We start from the raw sequence: 17,236 nt of genomic DNA, 5'->3' as shown, positions 1-17,236 counted from the left end.
GCAGCGCCGGCTTTCTCCTATCGGCGCCGAGATTGGATTGCGCGTTGCTTTGATCGGACCGGCCTGCGTGCCACCGTGACAGCGAAACAAGGAGCTTGACCATGCCCAGGATCGTACCCGTGCTTGATCTCGGCCGCCTCGAACAGGGCGCTTCCGAGCGGCGAACGTTTCTCTTCGACCTGCGCACGGCCGCGCGCGATGTCGGCTTCTTCTATTTGACCGGCCACGGCATATCGGCTGCGGATACCGCAGAAGTGCTCGACGCCTCGCGCCGGTTCTTTGCCTTGCCGGAAGCCGACAAACTGGCGATCGAAATGGTGAAGTCCTCGCAGTTCCGCGGCTATACGCGCGCCGGCGGCGAGCTGACCAAAGGCAAGGCCGACTGGCGCGAACAGCTGGACATCGGCGTCGAACGCCCGGCGATCGAACAAGGCCCCGGCGTGCCCGCTTGGACGCGGCTGCAAGGGCCCAACCAGTGGCCGGCCACGCTGCCCGAGCTGAAGCCGGCGCTACTCGCATGGCAGGCCAAGGCGACGGCGGTGGCGATCCGGCTGCTCCGGGCCTTCGCTTTGTCGCTCGATCAGGCCGAGGACGCCTTCGATCCCGTCTACCGGGCCGAGCCCAACCATCGCATGAAGATCGTGCGCTACCCCGGCCGCGACGCCACCGGCGACAACCAGGGCGTCGGCGCGCACAAGGATGGCGGTTTCCTGACGCTTCTGTTTCAGGACGAGAGCAAGGGGCTGCAGGTCGAATATGACGGTGCCTGGGTCGACGTCGATCCGCTGCCCGACACGCTGGTGGTCAACATCGGCGAACTGCTCGAGCTGGCCTCCAACGGGTATCTGAGAGCAACGGTCCACCGCGTGGTAACGCCACCGGCCGGTGTCGAGCGGATTTCGGTGCCCTTCTTCTTCAGCGCCCGGCTCGACGCCACGATCCCGCTGCTCAACCTGCCCGAGGAACTGGCGGCCGAGGCGCGGGGTCCGGCCAGCGATCCCGACAATCCGCTGTTTCGCAATGTCGGTACCAATGTGCTGAAGAGCCGCCTGCGCTCGCATCCCGACGTGGCGCGCCGGCACTACGCCGATCTCCTGGAAACCGGCGCCTCAGCCGGCTGAAATCTTCGAAGACGAGCACGAAATTTCTGAATCCTACGTTGTTTTAGAAAGCCGTTCGTCGCCAACCGCAGCGAATGCGCGCATATAGGAATTATCGTCCGGCGGTTTCCTCCCATTCCGCTGGACGGTGTTCCCCTCTGAAGGTTCTTGACCTTCTTTTGGCCGGGCCGCTTTCGCGCCCGGCCTTTTTTATCCATTAAGAGCCCTAGCCAAACTTCGGATCAAGGCTCCCCGACTTGTAGCGCTTGGCCATCTCGGCCACCGGCAGCGGCTTGATCTTCTGCGCGTTGCCGGCGGTGCCGAACTGCTCGAAGCGCTCCTTGCACAGCTTGCGCATCGCAGCCATGGCCGGCGTCAAATATTTGCGCGGATCGAACTCCGACGGGTTTTCGGTAAGCACCTTGCGGATGGCGCCGGTCAGCGCCATGCGGTTGTCGGTGTCGATGTTGATCTTACGCACGCCGTGCTTGATGCCGCGCTGGATCTCTTCCACCGGCACGCCCCAGGTCGGCTTCATCTGGCCGCCATATCTATTGATGATTTCCTGCAGGTCATCGGGCACCGAGGACGAGCCGTGCATCACCAGATGCATGTTGGGCAGGCGGCGGTGGATTTCCTCGATGACGTTCATCGCCAGCACCGCGCCGTCCGGCTTGCGCGAGAATTTGTAGGCGCCGTGGCTGGTGCCCATGGCGACAGCCAGCGCATCGACATGGGTGTCCTTGACGAACTCGACCGCCTGTTCCGGATCGGTCAAGAGCTGGTCGTGGCTGATGGCGCCTTCGACGCCGTGGCCGTCCTCCTGCTCGCCGCCGCCGCTCTCAAGCGAACCGAGCACACCGATCTCGCCTTCCACCGACACGCCGCCCCAATGCGCCATGTCGACGACGCGCCGGGTGATGCCGGAATTGTAGGCATAGTCGGCCGGCGTCTTGCCGTCCTCTTTCAGCGAGCCGTCCATCATCACCGAGGTGAAGCCGTACTGGATGGCGGTGACGCAGGTGGCTTCGTTGTTGCCATGGTCGAGATGCATGCACACCGGGATGTCGGGGTGGATTTCGACCAGCGCGTCGATCAGCTTGGCCAGCACCACGTCATTGGCGTAGGCGCGGGCGCCGCGGCTTGCCTGCAGGATGACCGGCGACTTGGTCTCCTCGGCCGCCTCCATGATGGCGAGGCCCTGTTCCATATTGTTCATGTTGAAAGCGGGTACGCCGTAGCCGTACTCGGCGGCGTGATCGAGCAATTGTCTCAGTGTTATGCGAGCCACCCAATAGTCTCCCGTATCTGGTTTCAAGCGCAACGTCGCGGGCCGGCCGGTTGCCGGCCAGATGCTTCTGGCCGGATTTCGCCAGAACCGCAACCGTCAGCGGCCATCGTGGCCGCAATTCTTGTTGCAGGGCTGAAATCCGGTAGCCAGCCGGTGAGGCGCTAATCTACCCATTGAGGGGGAGATGGACGGCAGGCCAGAGGGGGTCGGTTCGACTGGAGCGCTAGCGTCCATCTGTCGGTGCTGGGAGGTCGCGTCAGGACGCGCCGACCCCCTCTGTCGCCTTTGGCGACATCTCCCCCTCAAGGGACCCTCAAAGGGGGGAGATTATCCGCGTTCGGGGAACATCGCCTTCAACCCTTCGCGCGAAGCCTTGGCCACACCGCGCTCGGTGATCAGCCCTGTCACGAGCCGTGCCGGCGTCACATCGAACGCCGGATTGGCCGCCGGCGTCGCTTCGGGCGAAACCCGCACCTGCGCAATCTTGCCGTCCGCCGTCTTGCCCCAGACCAGCGACACCTCGTCACCGGAGCGTTCCTCGATCGGGATTTCGGTCAGCCCATCACCCACCGTCCAGTCGATGGTCGGCGAGGGCAGAGCGACGTAGAAGGGCACCTCATTATCGGAGGCGGCGAGCGCCTTGAGATAGGTGCCGATCTTGTTGCAGACGTCGCCATTGGCCGTGGTGCGGTCGGTGCCCACGATCACCATGTCGACCGCGCCACGCTGCATCAGATGGCCGCCGGCATTGTCGACGATCAGCGTGTGCGGCACGCCGTGGCCGGCCATCTCCCAGGCGGTCAGCTGGGCGCCCTGGTTGCGCGGGCGCGTCTCGTCGACATAGACATGGACCGGAATGCCGGCCTCGACGGCGAGATAGATCGGCGACGTGGCGGTGCCGTAATCGACCGTCGCCAGCCAACCGGCGTTGCAGTGGGTGAGGATGTTGACCGGCTCGCCCGGCTTCTTGCGTGCCGCGATCTCCTTGATGATGGCAAGCCCGTTCTCGCCGATGGCGCGATTGAGATCGACATCCTCGTCTGCGATTTCGGCAGCGCGCTTATAGGCCGCCTCCGCGCGCTGTCCCAATACGATCGGCCTGAGGAACCGCCGCATCTCGTCCAGTGCCCAGCGCAGATTGATCGCCGTCGGCCGCGTCTTGTGCAGCGTCTCCCAGACCGCGTCGAGCGCTTCGTCAGACGGATCGTCCGCCATCTGGATGGCGACGCCATAGGCTGCGGTGACGCCGATCAGCGGCGCGCCACGAACCCACATGTCACGGATCGCGGTGGCGATGCCGGCAACGCTCCCGATCGTCTCGACCCGGAACTCGTGCGGCAGCCAGCGCTGGTCGATGATCTCGACCGAACGCTGGTCGTCGCTCAGCCAGATGGTGCGGTAGTGGCGCTCGCCGACGTTCAAATCCTGCTCTCCCGTTCGATCAAAGCGGCCAGATTATTGACCTCGTCCATGCCGTGAATCTGGTGCCGGTTGACGGCGATGTGGCGGCCGAATTTCAGCGCCTTGGCCTCGCAGGAGGCTCGCAGATCCTCGTCTTCAATGGTCTCGAAATCGGCATTGTGGGCGAGGCCGAGGATGCGCCGGTGCACCTCGATGCCGGCAAAGCCCAAGAGGTCGGTCCAGATCTGGTGCAGCACATGGTCGAGCGCCTGCTCCGAGGCGAGAATGTCGCCCTGATCCTCGAACAGGCTCTTCTGGTAAAGCATGCCGGTGCGCTCGGTGCGCCATAGATGCGAGAACTCGGCGCGGAACACCGTCCAGGTGTCATTGGTCACCCCGAGCAGATAGGCACGCATGGCGTCACGCTTGCCCTTGTGTTCATGGCCGCGCTGCGAGAAGTAGGACATCCAGAAATTGGCGAGCAGCATGCCGACGTCGAAGGCCATCGGACCGTAGAAGGCGAATTCCGGATCGATCATCCGCGTCTCGGTGTCGGTGACCATGATCGAGCCCGAATGCAGGTCGCCATGCAGCAGCGTCTCGGCGTTGGCGGCGAAGATATGCTTCAGCCGCTGCGCCTCGACCTTGAGGTCGCGGTCGGCGCGCAGCTCGGCGACCAGGCCGTCGAGCTGCGGCGAGGTGTGCCGGTTCAGCTTGGCGTCGAAATAGGGATCGGAAAACACCAGGTCTTCCGTGATGCCGCAGAGCTCGACATTGTCGGCGAACAGCGCCAGGTCGGCCTTGCGGTCCTTGGTCGGCATGGAGAGATCGGAGCCGCGGAACAAAGTGCGGGCCATGAACAGGCCGATGTCGCGGGCGATATTTGGCAACTCGCGGCCGCCGATCAGGGCACGGCGCAGGATGATGTGCGGCGGCGCCAGATATTCCATGATGATCAGCGCCTGGGCTTCGTCGAAATGGAGGATCGCCGGCACCGAACCCGGCGCGCGCGCCTCTTGCCGCGTCAGCGCGTGATACTCGAAGAAGGAGCGTTTGAGCGGCAGCGGCCAGCTGTCGCCGACGAGGCGAACATAGGGCAGGGCCTGCTTGACCACGGCCGCACCCGACACGCCCTCGACGATGAAGACGAGGTTGAGATTGCCGTCGCCGACCTCGCGCACCTTCCAGGCACCGGTATCGGGGCCGATTTTTGCGCACAGCGCTTCGTTCGTGCCGAGGCGCGTTGCAAGCGTCTCCACCGACAGTGCTTCGAACGGCAATTTCGCAGTCATTCCTCACCCTCCCGCTTGCTCGCTCAATCATAGTGGAGCGATGGCGGTGAGGCCAAGCTAGGAAGCTGACTGGCAATTGTCAATCGAGTTGACAATTGATGACGTAGCCCATAGCGTCATGGTCAGGGAGGAAACGAATGGGCAATGATGCCGTGTTCCGCGTGGACGGGCTGAGGAAGTCCTTCGGCCATATCGAGGTGCTTGGCGGCGTCTCGCTCGAACTGCATGCCGGTGAGATCACCGTGCTGATGGGCGCCAATGGCGCCGGTAAGTCCACCCTCGTGAAAATTATCAGCGGCGTCTACGACCATGCCGGCGGCACCATGCACCTGGCCGGTCATGATTTCGCGCCGAACACGCCGGCCGAGGCGATCCGCGCAGGCGTCGTCACCGTGCATCAAAACATCAATGACGGCGTCGTCGCCGATCTCGATGTCGCCACCAATCTGACGCTGGATAGGTTGAGCGGCAAGGGCGCGCCGCTGCTGTTCAACCCCGGCCGGGTGCGCCGCGAAGCCAAAGCGGTGGCCGACCGCATGGGGCTCGCCATCGACCTCAAGGCCCGCATCAGCGATCTGTCGCTGGCCGATCGCCAGATGGTGGCCATCGCGCGCGCCATGGCGCACCAGCCGAAAGTGCTGATCCTCGACGAGCCGACCTCCTCACTGTCCAGCGCCGAGGCGGACCGGCTGTTCGCCCTGCTCGACCGGCTGCGCGAGCAAGGCGTCGCCATCCTCTACATCTCGCACCGCATGTCGGATATCAGGCGGCTTGCCGACCGCATCGTCTCGATGCGCGATGGCGTCATCTCAGGCGTCTTCGACAGCGAGCCTCTCGACTATGAGGGTGCCGTTAACGCCATGCTCGGCCGCAAGATCCATCTTGACCGCATCGAAGCCAGGAGTTCTGCCAAGCCGATCCTGACCGTCGATGCCTTGCGCATCGCCCCTGGTGCCCGGCCATTCTCGCTGACGCTCGGCGACGGCGAGGTCGTTGCCATCACCGGCCTCGTCGGCGTCGGCAAGACGGCGCTCGCCGAGACGCTGTTCGGCCTGCGCAAGCCGCTGTCCGGCACGATGACTTTATATGGCAAGCCCTATGCGCCCGCGTCGACCGGCGAAGCCATCGCCGCCGGCGTGTTTCTGGTCGCCAAGGACCGTGGCGAAAACGGCATCGTCGGCGACTTCAACATCCAGGAAAACATCAGCCTGCCCTTCCACAAGCGCATGTCGCGTTTTTCAGTTCTCAAACGCGGCCTTGAACGCACTATTGCCCGCCGGCAGATCGAGGATCTCGGCATCGTCTGCCGCTCGGAGAAGGACGAGATGACCACTCTCTCGGGCGGCAACCAGCAGAAGGTGATGGTGGCCCGCTGGATGGCGCAGGACGCCCGATTGTTCATTCTCGACGAACCGTTCCAGGGCGTCGATATCTCCGCCAGGCGCGACATCGCCGCCAAGCTGAGGGCCAGCGCCAATGGCCGCGCCACGCTGCTGTTCGTCACCGAACTCGACGAGGCACTGGAGACGGCCGATCGCATATTGGTGATGTCCGAGCAGACCATCGTCGGCGAACACCGCAACGCCGATGTCGATCTCGACCGTCTGCTGGCCGAAGTCGCGGGCGGGCCGTTGCACAGTGCGGCCTGAGCCACGATGATTGAAGAACTGAGGGTTGGAATGGAGTGCACGGGTTTGAGTTGGGTATTGACGGCGGGCGCTGAATGACGCTGCGCGATTACGCCATCCGCTATGGGTTCATCGTGCTTCTGTTCGGGCTGATCGCGTATTTCGCCATCGCCGCCGACGGGTTCGTCTCGCCGCAAAGTGCCGTCTTCATTTTCCAGTCGGTCGCCATCACCGGCGTGCTGGCGCTGGGCGTCACCGCCACACTGGTTGTCGGCGGCTTCGATCTCTCGATCGGCTCGGTTGCCACATCGGCCATGATGGCGGCTGCCTATGTCATGGTGGTGCTGGAGCAGAACGTTGTCGTCGCTGTCCTCATCTGCCTGCTCATCGGCGCCCTTGTCGGCCTCATCAATGGCTGGCTGATCGTCTATATGCGCGTGCCCGATCTGCTGGCGACGCTCGGCATGATGTTCCTGCTCGTCGGCCTCCAGCGCATCCCGACTGAAGGACGCTCCATCGCCACCGGTATGACAATGCCGGACGGCTCGGTCGCCAACGGCAAATTCTCCGACGCCTTCCTGGCGCTCGGCCGCCACCGCTTCGACTTCTTCATCCCGAACCTCATTCCGGTCTCGGTGGTCGTGCTGATCGTGCTCGCCGTGCTGATCTGGTTCTTCCTCGAATACACACGCTTCGGCCGCATGATGTATGCCGTGGGCAGCAATGAACGGGCCGCCGAACTCGCCGGCGCGCCTGTCAAGGCATACAAAATCTGGGCCTACGTCATTTCAGGAGTTTTTGCCTCGATCGGCGGGATTTTGCTGGCCGCACGGCTTGGACGCGGTGACATCGCGTCGGGTAATAATCTGCTGCTCGATGCGGTTGCCGCGGCGCTGATCGGCTACGCGGTGCTCGGCGCCGCCAAGCCGAACGCCTTCGGCACCGCCATCGGCGCGCTGTTCGTCGGCATCCTGCTGCAAGGCCTGACGATGATGAACGCGCCTTACTACACGCAGGATTTCGTCAAGGGCGTGGTTCTCGTCGTCGCCCTTGTCTTTACCTTCGCCCTTTCCGGCCGGGGCAGGAGATAGAATGGCTGCCGGGACAGTTTTGGGTTCAACAAACGGAGGAAAGAACGTGAACATCACAAGACGACTTTTGGGGAAGGTCGCGCTCGGATTGGCCGGCGCAACAATGCTGATGCAGGTCCCGGCCTTTGCCGCCGACAAGCCGGCGCCGTTCGACAAGCCCGGCGTCAAGATCGCGCTGGTGCGCTATCTCTCGACCGGCGATTTCTTCCAGGCCTATCTCTCGGGCGTCGAGTCCCAGTCCAAGGCGCTCGGCATCGATCTGCGCGTGCTCGACAGCCGCCAGGACGCCGCCCTTCAATCCGACATGGTCGACCAGGCCATCGCACTCGGCGTGCAGGGCATCATCATCCAGCACGGCCTGACGGAATCGATGAAGGACGCCGCCCAGCGCGCGGTCGATGCCGGCATCAAGGTCGTCGCCTTCGACGTCAATGTCGAAAACCCCAAGATCCCGCAGATCGAACAGTCCGACAAGGACCTTGCGCGCCTGGCGCTCGAGCAGGCGGTCAAGGACAATGGCGAGAGCTGGAATGCCGGCTATGTCTATGTCGCTGGCATCGCGCCGCTCGACCGCCGCAACGAGACCTGGGTCGACGTGAAGAAGAAACATGCCGGCATCAAGGAAGTCGCGATGTTCGGCACGCTCGACAACCCGATCGCCAACTCGGTCGCCAACCAGGCGCGCTCGGTGCTGCAGGCGCATCCCGACATCAATGTGATGTTCGCGCCCTATGACGAGTTCGCCAAGGGTGTGAAGATCGCCGTCGACGAGGCGGGGCTGAACAAGAAGATCAAGATCTACTCCGCCGACATCTCTACCTCGGACATCGCGGCCATGCGCGAGACCGACAGCGCCTGGGCCGCCACCGCCGCCACCAACCCTGCCGTCGTCGGCCAGGTCTCGGTGCGCGCGCTGGCGCAGCTGCTCGCCGGTGAAGATCCCGGCCACAACGTCATCGTGCCGCCGACGCTGATCACCCAGAAGGACCTGATCGACAAGGACATCAAGAACATGGAGGACCTGTCGGCCAAGCTGCCGCAATTCGCCCATGCCGATGTCGCCATGCCGGCCTGGATGCCGAACCCGAACGCGAAGTAGGATCGGTCGTCTGATAGATGCGAAGGGCGGCATGGGCCGCTCTTTTCATATTGATCGTAAGCCTGCCGGCCTACAACCAATGGTCTGGATCGCGCATCCCGTGGACAATCGCCACAGACACCATCGGGCTGCGGCTCGTAGATGATGATATAACGGCCTTCGACGAGCACGCGGGCCGTTGCGCTTAACTCGGGCCGTGCGCTGCCCATCTTGGGGTGCTGCGCCGCCAGCTCCAGTCTTTCGAAAATGCGCATCAACAGTCTGTCTGCTGCCTTTTCATTGTCGGCGGCGATGGTGTGCCAGATGTCTCGCAAATCCTGCGAAGCGCGCGGTGTGAGCCTATAGCTAGCCACGGGCGCGGCGTTCTGCCTTCAGGCTGCCGATGAACTCGGTGGGGTCGACAGCCACTGGCTTGCCGCTGCCCATCCCGTCGGCATAGGCCCGCTTCAAGTGCTGGAGTTCGAGCGTGCGCAATTCCTCGCGCTGCTCCCATAAGCGCAGGGCGTCGCGGACAATCTCGCTGTTGGAAGCATAACCGCCACCTTCGATAGCGCTTTGCAGGCGAGCTATCTGCTGCGCGGTGAGGGATATGGTGAGGGTGCGCATAGGTTCATTTTTCATACCCACATTATAATGCATCCAACAAGGTCTAACATATCTGTTAGGAATCTGCCCCTGCATCATGACCGCCCGACTCGCACCAGCCCACCGCGCCGTCCTCGCCATGCAGGCGTGCAGTACCGGAACACCATATTCGATGGCAGGCAGGTCGTGCGGCGCACCCTTGGCGGGGATCGCCAGCATCCGCCCATGCCCGCCCGGCGCCAGGCAAAGCTGCGTCCCATCAGACGGTGTCGCCAGCGCGCCGTCCTTGAAATTGCTCAGCAGCCATTGGCCTTCGCGGGTGACGAAGATGGGAACGGCGTCGGATTTCGCCGGGTCCAGCAGGGCTATGACATTGGTTGCCGAAAGCAGCGACACCTCATGCTCGGCGGAGCGCCCGCCGAACAGCAAGCCGACACGAAGTCTCTTCGCAGCCATCGACAACTCCACCAAGGATCAGGGTCGGAGCTCGCATGCGAAACACAAGGCGCGCCCTAAAGTGGTCGAGCAATAGGCCAAGGATTGGAGTGGATTTTGACCGGTTCGAGCAGTTTTTCAGCACGACCTGCAAAAGCAGTTCTCCGCCTGGAGTCCTTCAGGTGGGAGAGCGGTTCGTCGTTTTGGTGAACGATGAACCGCTCCAGGTCTATGTCTAGCGCAGCGCTGCGGCGATGTTGCCACCGTCGACCGTCGTCACATCGGCGGTGGTGCGTTCGGCCAATGCTTGGTGCAGGAAGGCCTGCGCCACGTCTTCTGCCGTCACCTCCTGTCCGAGCAGATTGCCCGACATGTATTCCTTCTCCGACACGCCGCGCGCGCCGGAACGGCTGGCGATCATGGCGTCGGTCAACAGGCCGGAGCGGATGCGGTCGGCGTTGACCGCATTGGAGCGGATGCCGTGCGCGCCGTAGTCGAGCGCATATTGCCGGGACAGGAATAGCGTCGCCGCCTTCGGCACACCATAGGCGCCGAATTTCGGACCCGGGTTGACCGCCTGCTTGGAGGTGTTGAACAACAACACACCGCCGGTGCCCTGTTCCAGCATGATGCGCACCGCGTTCTGCGCCGCCGACTGGTGGGCGAAGAAGTTGAGCTCGAAACTCTTGCGCAGCAGGGCATCGTCGAGCTCGCCGATGCGGCCTTCCCAGGCGGCACCGGCGTTGGAGACCAGAATGTCGACGCCGCCATAGACAGCGACAGCTTTGTCGAAGGCGGCGCGCAGCTCGGCCGGGTTGGTGATGTCGGCGCCGACGCCGATCGAATTGTTGCCGGCTGCCTTTGCCGCCTCGGCCGCCCTGGCCGCATCGAGATCGACGACGACGGCATGCGCGCCATTGGCGGCGAACANCTGCCTTTGCCGCCTCGGCCGCCCTGGCCGCATCGAGATCGACGACGACGGCATGCGCGCCATTGGCGGCGAACAGTTTTGCCGTCGCAGCACCGATCGCGCCGGCGCCGCCAGTGATCAGCACCACCTGGCCGGTCAGCGGCTTCGGCTTGTTGGAGGCGAGCTTGGCCTGCTCAAGCGACCAGTACTCCAGCGGGAAGAGGTCGGCCTTCGATAGAGGATGGAAGCTGCCGACGGCCTCGGCGCCGCGCACCGCCTCGATCCACATCTCGCCGACATCAGATGCGATCTTCGCATCCTTCAGCGTGCGGCCATGGCCGAACATGCCGAGACCCGGCACCAGCGTCAGCCGCGGCATCGGGTCGAGCATGGTGCGCTGGACGTCGTCCAGCGCATCGTTGGTTTCGAAATAGGCGCGATAGTCGTTGGCGAAGGCGTCGACATGGCTCTTGATGACGGCCTTGTAGTCGCCAATCTTGTCGGCGTCTGGCGCCGGAACCGCCATCGGTCCGGTCTTGATGCGGATCGACAGGTCGGGCGTCGACACGCCGCGTCCGGCATAGTCTGCAATGCCGGCTGAGTTGATGAAATCGACGATGGCGTCCGAAGTGCGGAAATCGCTGATCATGCGGTCGAAGCGGCCTTCGCCACGCGCCACCGCCACCGCGCCACGCAGCATCGGCGCGATCGCTGCCGGCGTTGCGAGCTTGGCCGGCAGTGCGGCTTTCGCTGCCTTCGGCTTGCCGTTCTTCGCCACATAGTCTTCGGCCACGTTCACATAATGGATCATGCGGTCATAGGCCTGCTTCGCAGCGTCGCCGAAGGTGAAGATGCCATGCTTGTCGAGGATCAGGCCTTCGACGCTGGGGTCGGCGTCGTAGACATCGGCGGCCACCTTGGCGAGGTCGAAGCCCGGCTTGATGTAGGGCACGTACCCCATCTTGTCGCCGAACACGGTCTTGATCAGCGGCTTGCTGTCCGCCTGGTCGACGATGGCGAGGATCGCGGTCGAATGCGTGTGGTCGACGAATTTATGCGGCAGGAAGGCGTGCAGCAGCGTCTCGACCGATGGATTGGGGGAGGCGGGGTCGATGAGGTTCGCCCGCTGCAGCGCCACCATGTCCTCGTCGGCGAGGCTGGCCAGCGCACGCGCCTTCAGCAGCGCGCCGAGCTTGACCGCCGGCAGGCCTTGCGGCTCGATCACACCCATGTCCCAGCCGCTGCCCTTGACGCACAGCACATCCCATTCGTCGCCGACGAGATCGGTGGCCTTGGTCTTGCAGGAGGTGTTGCCGCCGCCATGCAGCACCAGCCGCGGCTCGCCGCCGAGCAGCCGGGTCGTGTAGACGCGCAGCGCGAGGTCGCGGGCAACGCCCTTTTTCGCATAGTCGGCAACCAGTCTTTCCGCGTCGCCGTCATTCCAAAGGTTCTTCATGTCGCTATGTCCGCTTTGCTGTCTTTGATGTTGCTGTGAACAGGAGTGCCGCGACGCCTTGATGACAATGCGCCTGCTGCTGGGATTTCGTTGGTCAGGAAGCCTTTTTTGCCCCCGCACTGGCTCCGGCATGGTCGAGCAGCCGCCGCGCCATGCTGGCGCCGACGACGAGATGCGTGCAGAGTCCGCCGGCGAGTGCTGCGAGCAGCGGTTCGAACTTGCTGTCTTCCTGCACCACCATCAGCCGCTTTTCGATCTGGCGCAGTGACGACAGCGAGGCCGAGATGACGCGGCGGTTGTAGCTGCAGTCGAGCGCCTTGCCGGTGGCATCGATGATCTGGCCGGCAACGACGCCGGCGGCGCCCGCTTCGCGCAACAGCCCCATCTCGCCGGGGCTGAGCGCGCCGCATTTGACGACATGGCTGTCGCCATCGACGATGCCGACCGAATAGAGCGCCAGATCGCAGTTGGCAATATCGGCCAGTTGTTCGCGGATCACCGGTTCGGCGCGCAGCCCATGCGCCAGCAATTCCGTCGTCAGCACCAGCGGCGCGTAGAAATTGAGGCCCTTGGCGTTGAGCCGCCGGGCGATCTCCATCGTGCACTGGTCGGGACGGTAGGAGTAGGGCGCGCCGAGATTGCCGCAGAGCTGCACAACGGTGACGTCCTGCAGGTCGGCATAGGACATGACGTCGGCGATGGTGTAGACGGTGCGGCCCCAGGCGACGCCGATCCGGTCGCCCTTCTTGACCAGTTCGAGAAAGACGCCCGCCGCCAGCACCGCAACGTCCGTCGAAGGGTCGACGACATAGGCATTCTCCGGCGCGATCCACACCGCATCAAGCTTGAGCGCGTCCTCGAGCTGGCGCGCAAGCACGTCGTCGGTGAACAGCTGCGTCGAGGTCGAGATGTTGACGATGCCGGTCTCGCGCGCCTTGCGCAAATACATGGCGACCGAGGCGCGGGAGATGTTAAGCTGGCTGGCGACCTGGTCCTGGCGCAGGCCATGGGCATAATAGAGCCATGCGGCCTTGTGGATAAGCTGTTCTGCCGGTCGGATCGCCATGCCGTCTCCTCGGCTGACATTATTCACGGCTCTCGACAAAAGTCAAACTGGCGTGGGTACACGATACCTCTTTGCCCATCGAATCTGGACGATCATTGCGCCAAATGTGCCCGGTCGGGAATCGCCGATGGTGACGTGGCGGGAACCTGTGGTTAGAAGTTCTCAACAATGAAAATTCGGGGAGCACGGGATGGGCAGTCCCTACGAGCAGGATCTCGGCAAGAACGCCGCCAACCATCAGCCGCTGACGCCGCTCACTTATCTGGAGCGGGCGGCAAGCACCTATCCCGATCATGTCGCCATCATCCATGGCAGCCAGCGCATCACCTATCGCACCTTTTGGCGGCGCTCGCTGAAGCTGGCCTCGGCGCTGTCGAAGCGCGGCATCGGCAAGGGTGATACGGTGACCGTCATGCTGTCCAACACGCCCCCCATGCTGGAGGCGCATTTCGGCGTGCCGATGGCCAAAGCGGTGCTGCATTCGCTCAACACAAGGCTCGATGCCGCCGTCATCGCGTTCCAGCTCGACCATGCCGAGACCAAGGTGCTCATCGTCGACCGCGAATTCGCTGCTGTCGTCAAACAGGCACTGGCACTGGCCAAGGTGAAGCCGCTGGTCATCGACTATGACGATCCCGACTATGCCGCCGATGCACCCTATCCCAAGGGCGAGCGCATCGGCGCGATCGACTATGAGGCGTTCGTCGCCGGCGGTGACCAGGGCTACGCCTGGTCGATGCCCGACGACGAATGGGACGCCATCTCGCTCAACTACACCTCCGGCACGACAGGCAATCCGAAGGGCGTCGTCTACCACCATCGCGGCGCTGCACTGATGGCTTACACCAACACCATCCATGCCGGCATGGCCAAGCACGCCGTCTATCTGTGGACGCTGCCGATGTTCCACTGCAATGGTTGGTGCTTCCCATGGACAATGGCCGTCCAGGCCGGCACCCATGTCTGCCTGCGCTGGGTGCGGCCGAAGCCGATCTACGANGCCATCGCCGACCACGGCGTCACACATCTTTGCGGTGCGCCGGTCGTCATGTCGGTGCTCATCAACGCCAGCGATGAGGACAAGCGCCACTTCCCGCAGACCGTTACCTTCAACACCGCTGCCGCGCCGCCGCCGGAAGCCGTGCTGTCAGGCATGGCCGATGCCGGCTTTGCCGTCACCCATCTCTACGGCCTGACCGAGACCTATGGCCCGGCGGTCGTCAACGAATGGCACACCGCCTGGGACGGTCTCGACAAGGGCGAACGCAGCGCCAGAAAGGCCAGGCAGGGCGTGCGCTATGCCGCACTCGAAGGCCTGACGGTGATGGACGCGGAGACGATGCAGAAGACGCCGGCCGACGGCGAGACCATCGGCGAGGTCATGTTCCGCGGCAACATTGTCATGAAGGGCTATCTGAAGAACAGGAAGGCGACCGACGAGGCTTTCGCCGGCGGCTGGTTCCACTCCGGCGACCTCGGCGTCATGCATCCCGACGGCTACATCCAGCTCAAGGACCGCTCCAAGGACATCATCATCTCCGGCGGCGAGAACATTTCATCGATCGAGGTCGAGGAAGCCCTCTACAAACACCCGTCCGTGGCGTCCTGCGGCGTCGTCGCCAAGGCAGACGACAAATGGGGCGAGGTGCCGGTCGCCTATGTCGAGCTGAAGCCCGGCAAGGTGGCAAGCGAGGCCGAGATCATCGAACACTGCCGCGCGCTGCTCGCCCGCTTCAAGGTGCCGAAGGCGGTGATTTTTGCCGAGATCCCGAAGACATCGACGGGGAAGATCCAGAAGTTTCAGCTGCGGGAAATGGCGAAGGGATCTTAGTTCCAGAGCGCAACGGCACGCGCAAGGTCGAGTTCGCGCACACCCTCTGTCACCAAATTATACGCGTACGTCGAATTCGCATTGACAATTCCCTCTTTTCGATTTACGACTGACGAAAGTTGAAATTCGTCACTCATAAATCGACAGAGAGCCATGTCCGAAGCCGCCAGCATAATGGCCGACTCCACCCGCCAGGAGAATGTCACCCGCATTCTCGACTGTGCCGAACGCCTGTTCCGGCACTATGGTTACGGCAAGACCAATGTCGCCGACATCGCCCGCGAACTCGGCATGTCGCCGGCCAATATCTACCGTTTCTTCGCCTCCAAGGTCGAAATCCACCAGGCCGTCTGCGGCCGCATGCTCCTCGCCAGCTACAACATGGCCTACGAGATTTCCCGGTTGCCGATCAGCGCCGAGGAGCGGCTGCGCCGCTACGTGCATGCGCAGTACAAGATGACGCTGGAAGTCATGCTCGACGACCAGAAGGTCCACGAAATGGTCATCGTCGCGCTCGAGCGCGACTGGGGCGTCATCGACAAGCATATCGACAGCATTCACGACCTGTTTGCCGAGGTCATCCGCGAGGGCATCGAGGCCGGCGAGTTTGCCGACCAGGATCCGGTCATCGCATCGCGCTGCTTCGGCGCCGCCACCGTCATTCTGTGCCACCCGCAAATGGTGGCGCAGTGCCTTGCCAAGACCAATCGGGCGATGCCCGACGATCTCATCGATTACGCGATCAAGGCTCTGAAGTAATAGCCGCCGCCCGCCGGGCGCCGGTGTCGACCGTTCATCTCCAGTCGGGAGTACGAAAGTGTCTTTGTCCAGTTCCATCATCCGCAAGCTGCCGGTCGCCGGCCTGATCGTCGCCACGCTCGGGCTCGCCGCCTGCAGCCAGGAGAAGACCGAGGTCCAGGACATCATCCGTCCGGTCAAGGTGGTCGAGATCGGCCAGGCCGAAAAGAGTCGCGAACTCACCTATTCCGGCTCGGTGCGAGCCCGTACCGAAATGAACCTCGGCTTTCGCATCTCGGGCAAGGTCACTGAGCGCCTGGTCGACATCGGCCAGCATGTGACGACAGGCGATGTGCTAGCCCGTATCGATCCCACGGACTATGAGTTGTCGGTCAAGAGCGCCAAGGCCAGCCTCGACGCCGCCGAGCGGCAGGTCGAGACGGTCGATCTGTCCCGCAAGCGCGCTGAACAGCTTTTTGCCAAGAACTTCACCTCCAAGTCGCAGCTCGAACAGGCGACGCTGAGCTACAACCAGGCGGTAGCGACGCGCGATGCTGCCCGCTCTACCCTTGCCCAGGCGCAGAACCAGGTCGTCTACACCGATCTCAAGGCGAGCGAGAACGGCATCGTCACGGCGGTCTCGGCCGATGTCGGCCAGGTGGTCGGCGCCGGAACGCCTGTGATGACCGTTGCCGTCGACGGCGAAAAGGAAGTGCTGATCGCGGTTCCCGAAATGGACATCGCCGCCTTCAAGCCGGGAAAGGACGTCAAGGCCAGCTTCTGGTCCGATGACGCGCTGGCGCTCTCCGGCAAAGTGCGTGAAGTCGCCGGCAGCGCCGACCAGCAGTCTCGCACCTTTGCCGTCCGCGTCTCGCTGCCCGACGACCCGCGCGTGCTGCTCGGCATGACCGCCAACATCGAGGCCTCGGTGGCCAAGAAGCAGGAGATGGTGTCGATCCCGCTCAGCGCGCTTGCGGAAAAGGATGGTCGCAAGATTGTCTGGACCGTCGACCGCGCCGGCGAGACGGTGCACGAGCGCCTGGTCAAGGTTGCGGAGTTCACCGCCGACGGCGTCAGCGTCGCCGACGGGCTCAAGCCGGGGGATGTCGTCGTTGCCGCCGGCACCCAGTTCATGACCGAGAATCTCAAGGTCAAGCTGACCGGCGATGCGGTCCAGGCCGCCTCTGCGGAAGGCGATGCCGCAAAGGCCCTGCGCTGACCGCAGGCATGAAGCCGGCTTGATCGTCGCTTCGGCGAAAGGGCTGGGCAAGCGAATTCAGGGTTTCCGGGCGGCGAGCGCCCGATGGTCGAGA

At 63.5% G+C, this 17,236-nt stretch carries 12 protein-coding genes and 3 pseudogenes; 7 read left to right on the top strand and 8 right to left on the bottom strand.

Features of this window, described 5'->3' with window-relative positions:
* Positions 1–101 precede the first annotated feature (101 nt).
* The gene (locus tag X727_RS142010; RefSeq protein WP_023834848.1) at positions 102–1,121 is read left to right on the top strand and encodes an isopenicillin N synthase family oxygenase; all 1,020 of its coding nucleotides are present in this window, start codon (positions 102–104) and stop codon (positions 1,119–1,121) included.
* A gap of 205 nt (positions 1,122–1,326) precedes the next feature.
* On the opposite strand, the gene fba is transcribed toward X727_RS142010, so the two are convergent.
* From fba to mtnK, 3 genes are all read right to left on the bottom strand, one after another.
* Entirely contained in the window at positions 1,327–2,391 is a 1,065-nt protein-coding gene (gene fba, locus X727_RS142015) for a class II fructose-bisphosphate aldolase (protein ID WP_031204580.1), read from the bottom strand.
* A 327-nt stretch (positions 2,392–2,718) separates the two neighbouring features.
* Positions 2,719–3,813 (bottom strand): S-methyl-5-thioribose-1-phosphate isomerase, encoded by a 1,095-nt coding sequence (mtnA, locus tag X727_RS142020; protein WP_023668575.1) that lies wholly within the window; start codon positions 3,811–3,813, stop codon positions 2,719–2,721.
* Positions 3,810–5,084 carry an S-methyl-5-thioribose kinase gene (mtnK, locus tag X727_RS142025; protein ID WP_023834846.1) on the bottom strand — a complete coding sequence of 425 codons (1,275 nt, stop codon included), beginning with the start codon at positions 5,082–5,084 and terminating at the stop codon, positions 3,810–3,812. The genes mtnA and mtnK overlap by 4 nt, the downstream gene beginning before the upstream one ends.
* A gap of 137 nt (positions 5,085–5,221) precedes the next feature.
* Between mtnK and X727_RS142030 the strand changes: the two genes are divergently transcribed.
* The 3 genes from X727_RS142030 to X727_RS142040 all read left to right on the top strand — a co-directional run bounded on the left by X727_RS142030 (position 5,222) and on the right by X727_RS142040 (position 8,902).
* Positions 5,222–6,733, top strand: coding sequence for a sugar ABC transporter ATP-binding protein (locus X727_RS142030; protein WP_023745554.1), 1,512 nt, complete (start codon positions 5,222–5,224; stop codon positions 6,731–6,733).
* Positions 6,734–6,807: 74 nt separating this feature from the next.
* The gene (locus X727_RS142035; RefSeq protein WP_023668572.1) at positions 6,808–7,803 is read left to right on the top strand and encodes an ABC transporter permease; all 996 of its coding nucleotides are present in this window, start codon (positions 6,808–6,810) and stop codon (positions 7,801–7,803) included.
* Positions 7,804–7,849: 46 nt separating this feature from the next.
* The gene (locus X727_RS142040) at positions 7,850–8,902 is read left to right on the top strand and encodes a substrate-binding domain-containing protein (protein ID WP_023692173.1); all 1,053 of its coding nucleotides are present in this window, start codon (positions 7,850–7,852) and stop codon (positions 8,900–8,902) included.
* 182 nt (positions 8,903–9,084) lie between these two features.
* On the opposite strand, the pseudogene X727_RS1000000169840 reads toward X727_RS142040, so the two are convergent.
* From X727_RS1000000169840 to X727_RS142045, 5 genes and pseudogenes are all read right to left on the bottom strand, one after another.
* Positions 9,085–9,255: pseudogene (locus X727_RS1000000169840) on the bottom strand (type II toxin-antitoxin system RelE/ParE family toxin); the annotation flags it as partial.
* On the bottom strand, positions 9,248–9,508 hold the full coding sequence (locus X727_RS0134435) for a type II toxin-antitoxin system ParD family antitoxin (RefSeq protein WP_023692171.1): 261 nt from the start codon (positions 9,506–9,508) through the stop codon (positions 9,248–9,250). The gene X727_RS0134435 and the pseudogene X727_RS1000000169840, both read right to left, overlap by 8 nt.
* A 100-nt stretch (positions 9,509–9,608) precedes the next feature.
* Positions 9,609–9,949 (bottom strand): annotated as a pseudogene (locus X727_RS1000000166930) (D-alanine--D-alanine ligase A); the annotation flags it as partial.
* Between the two features lie 208 nt (positions 9,950–10,157).
* Positions 10,158–12,288 (bottom strand): annotated as a pseudogene (locus X727_RS01000000164980) (bifunctional aldolase/short-chain dehydrogenase).
* 94 nt (positions 12,289–12,382) lie between these two features.
* Positions 12,383–13,354: a sugar-binding transcriptional regulator gene (locus tag X727_RS142045; protein ID WP_023834842.1), complete on the bottom strand. Its 972-nt coding sequence runs from the start codon at positions 13,352–13,354 to the stop codon at positions 12,383–12,385.
* 190 nt (positions 13,355–13,544) lie between these two features.
* On the opposite strand from X727_RS142045, the gene X727_RS142050 reads away from it, so the two are divergent.
* From X727_RS142050 to X727_RS142060, 3 genes are all read left to right on the top strand, one after another.
* Positions 13,545–15,185, top strand: coding sequence for an acyl-CoA synthetase (locus tag X727_RS142050; RefSeq protein WP_023834841.1), 1,641 nt, complete (start codon positions 13,545–13,547; stop codon positions 15,183–15,185).
* A 153-nt stretch (positions 15,186–15,338) separates the two neighbouring features.
* A complete protein-coding gene (locus X727_RS142055; RefSeq protein ID WP_023668564.1) occupies positions 15,339–15,944 on the top strand; it encodes a TetR family transcriptional regulator in 606 nt (201 codons plus the stop codon).
* A gap of 58 nt (positions 15,945–16,002) precedes the next feature.
* Complete coding sequence (locus X727_RS142060) at positions 16,003–17,142, top strand: efflux RND transporter periplasmic adaptor subunit (protein ID WP_023692166.1); 1,140 nt, start codon at positions 16,003–16,005, stop codon at positions 17,140–17,142.
* The last annotated feature ends 94 nt before the right edge of the window (positions 17,143–17,236 follow it).

The organism is Mesorhizobium sp. L103C105A0 (assembly GCF_000502215.1).
In the GTDB taxonomy this organism is placed as follows: Bacteria; Pseudomonadota; Alphaproteobacteria; order Rhizobiales; family Rhizobiaceae; genus Mesorhizobium.
The sequence above is the reverse complement of the archived record's forward strand: the minus strand, read 5'-3'. Positions and strand labels throughout refer to the sequence as shown.

Excerpts from the sequence above, each read along its gene's own strand:
- X727_RS142045 (WP_023834842.1), bottom strand. The coding sequence starts at position 13,354 with ATGGCGATCCGACCGGCAGAACAGCTTATCCACAAGGCCGCATGGCTC.
- X727_RS142010 (WP_023834848.1), top strand. The coding sequence starts at position 102 with ATGCCCAGGATCGTACCCGTGCTTGATCTCGGCCGCCTCGAACAGGGC.
- X727_RS142030 (WP_023745554.1), top strand. The coding sequence starts at position 5,222 with ATGGGCAATGATGCCGTGTTCCGCGTGGACGGGCTGAGGAAGTCCTTC.
- X727_RS142035 (WP_023668572.1), top strand. The coding sequence starts at position 6,808 with ATGACGCTGCGCGATTACGCCATCCGCTATGGGTTCATCGTGCTTCTG.
- mtnK (WP_023834846.1), bottom strand. The coding sequence starts at position 5,084 with ATGACTGCGAAATTGCCGTTCGAAGCACTGTCGGTGGAGACGCTTGCA.
- X727_RS0134435 (WP_023692171.1), bottom strand. The coding sequence starts at position 9,508 with ATGCGCACCCTCACCATATCCCTCACCGCGCAGCAGATAGCTCGCCTG.
- X727_RS142055 (WP_023668564.1), top strand. The coding sequence starts at position 15,339 with ATGTCCGAAGCCGCCAGCATAATGGCCGACTCCACCCGCCAGGAGAAT.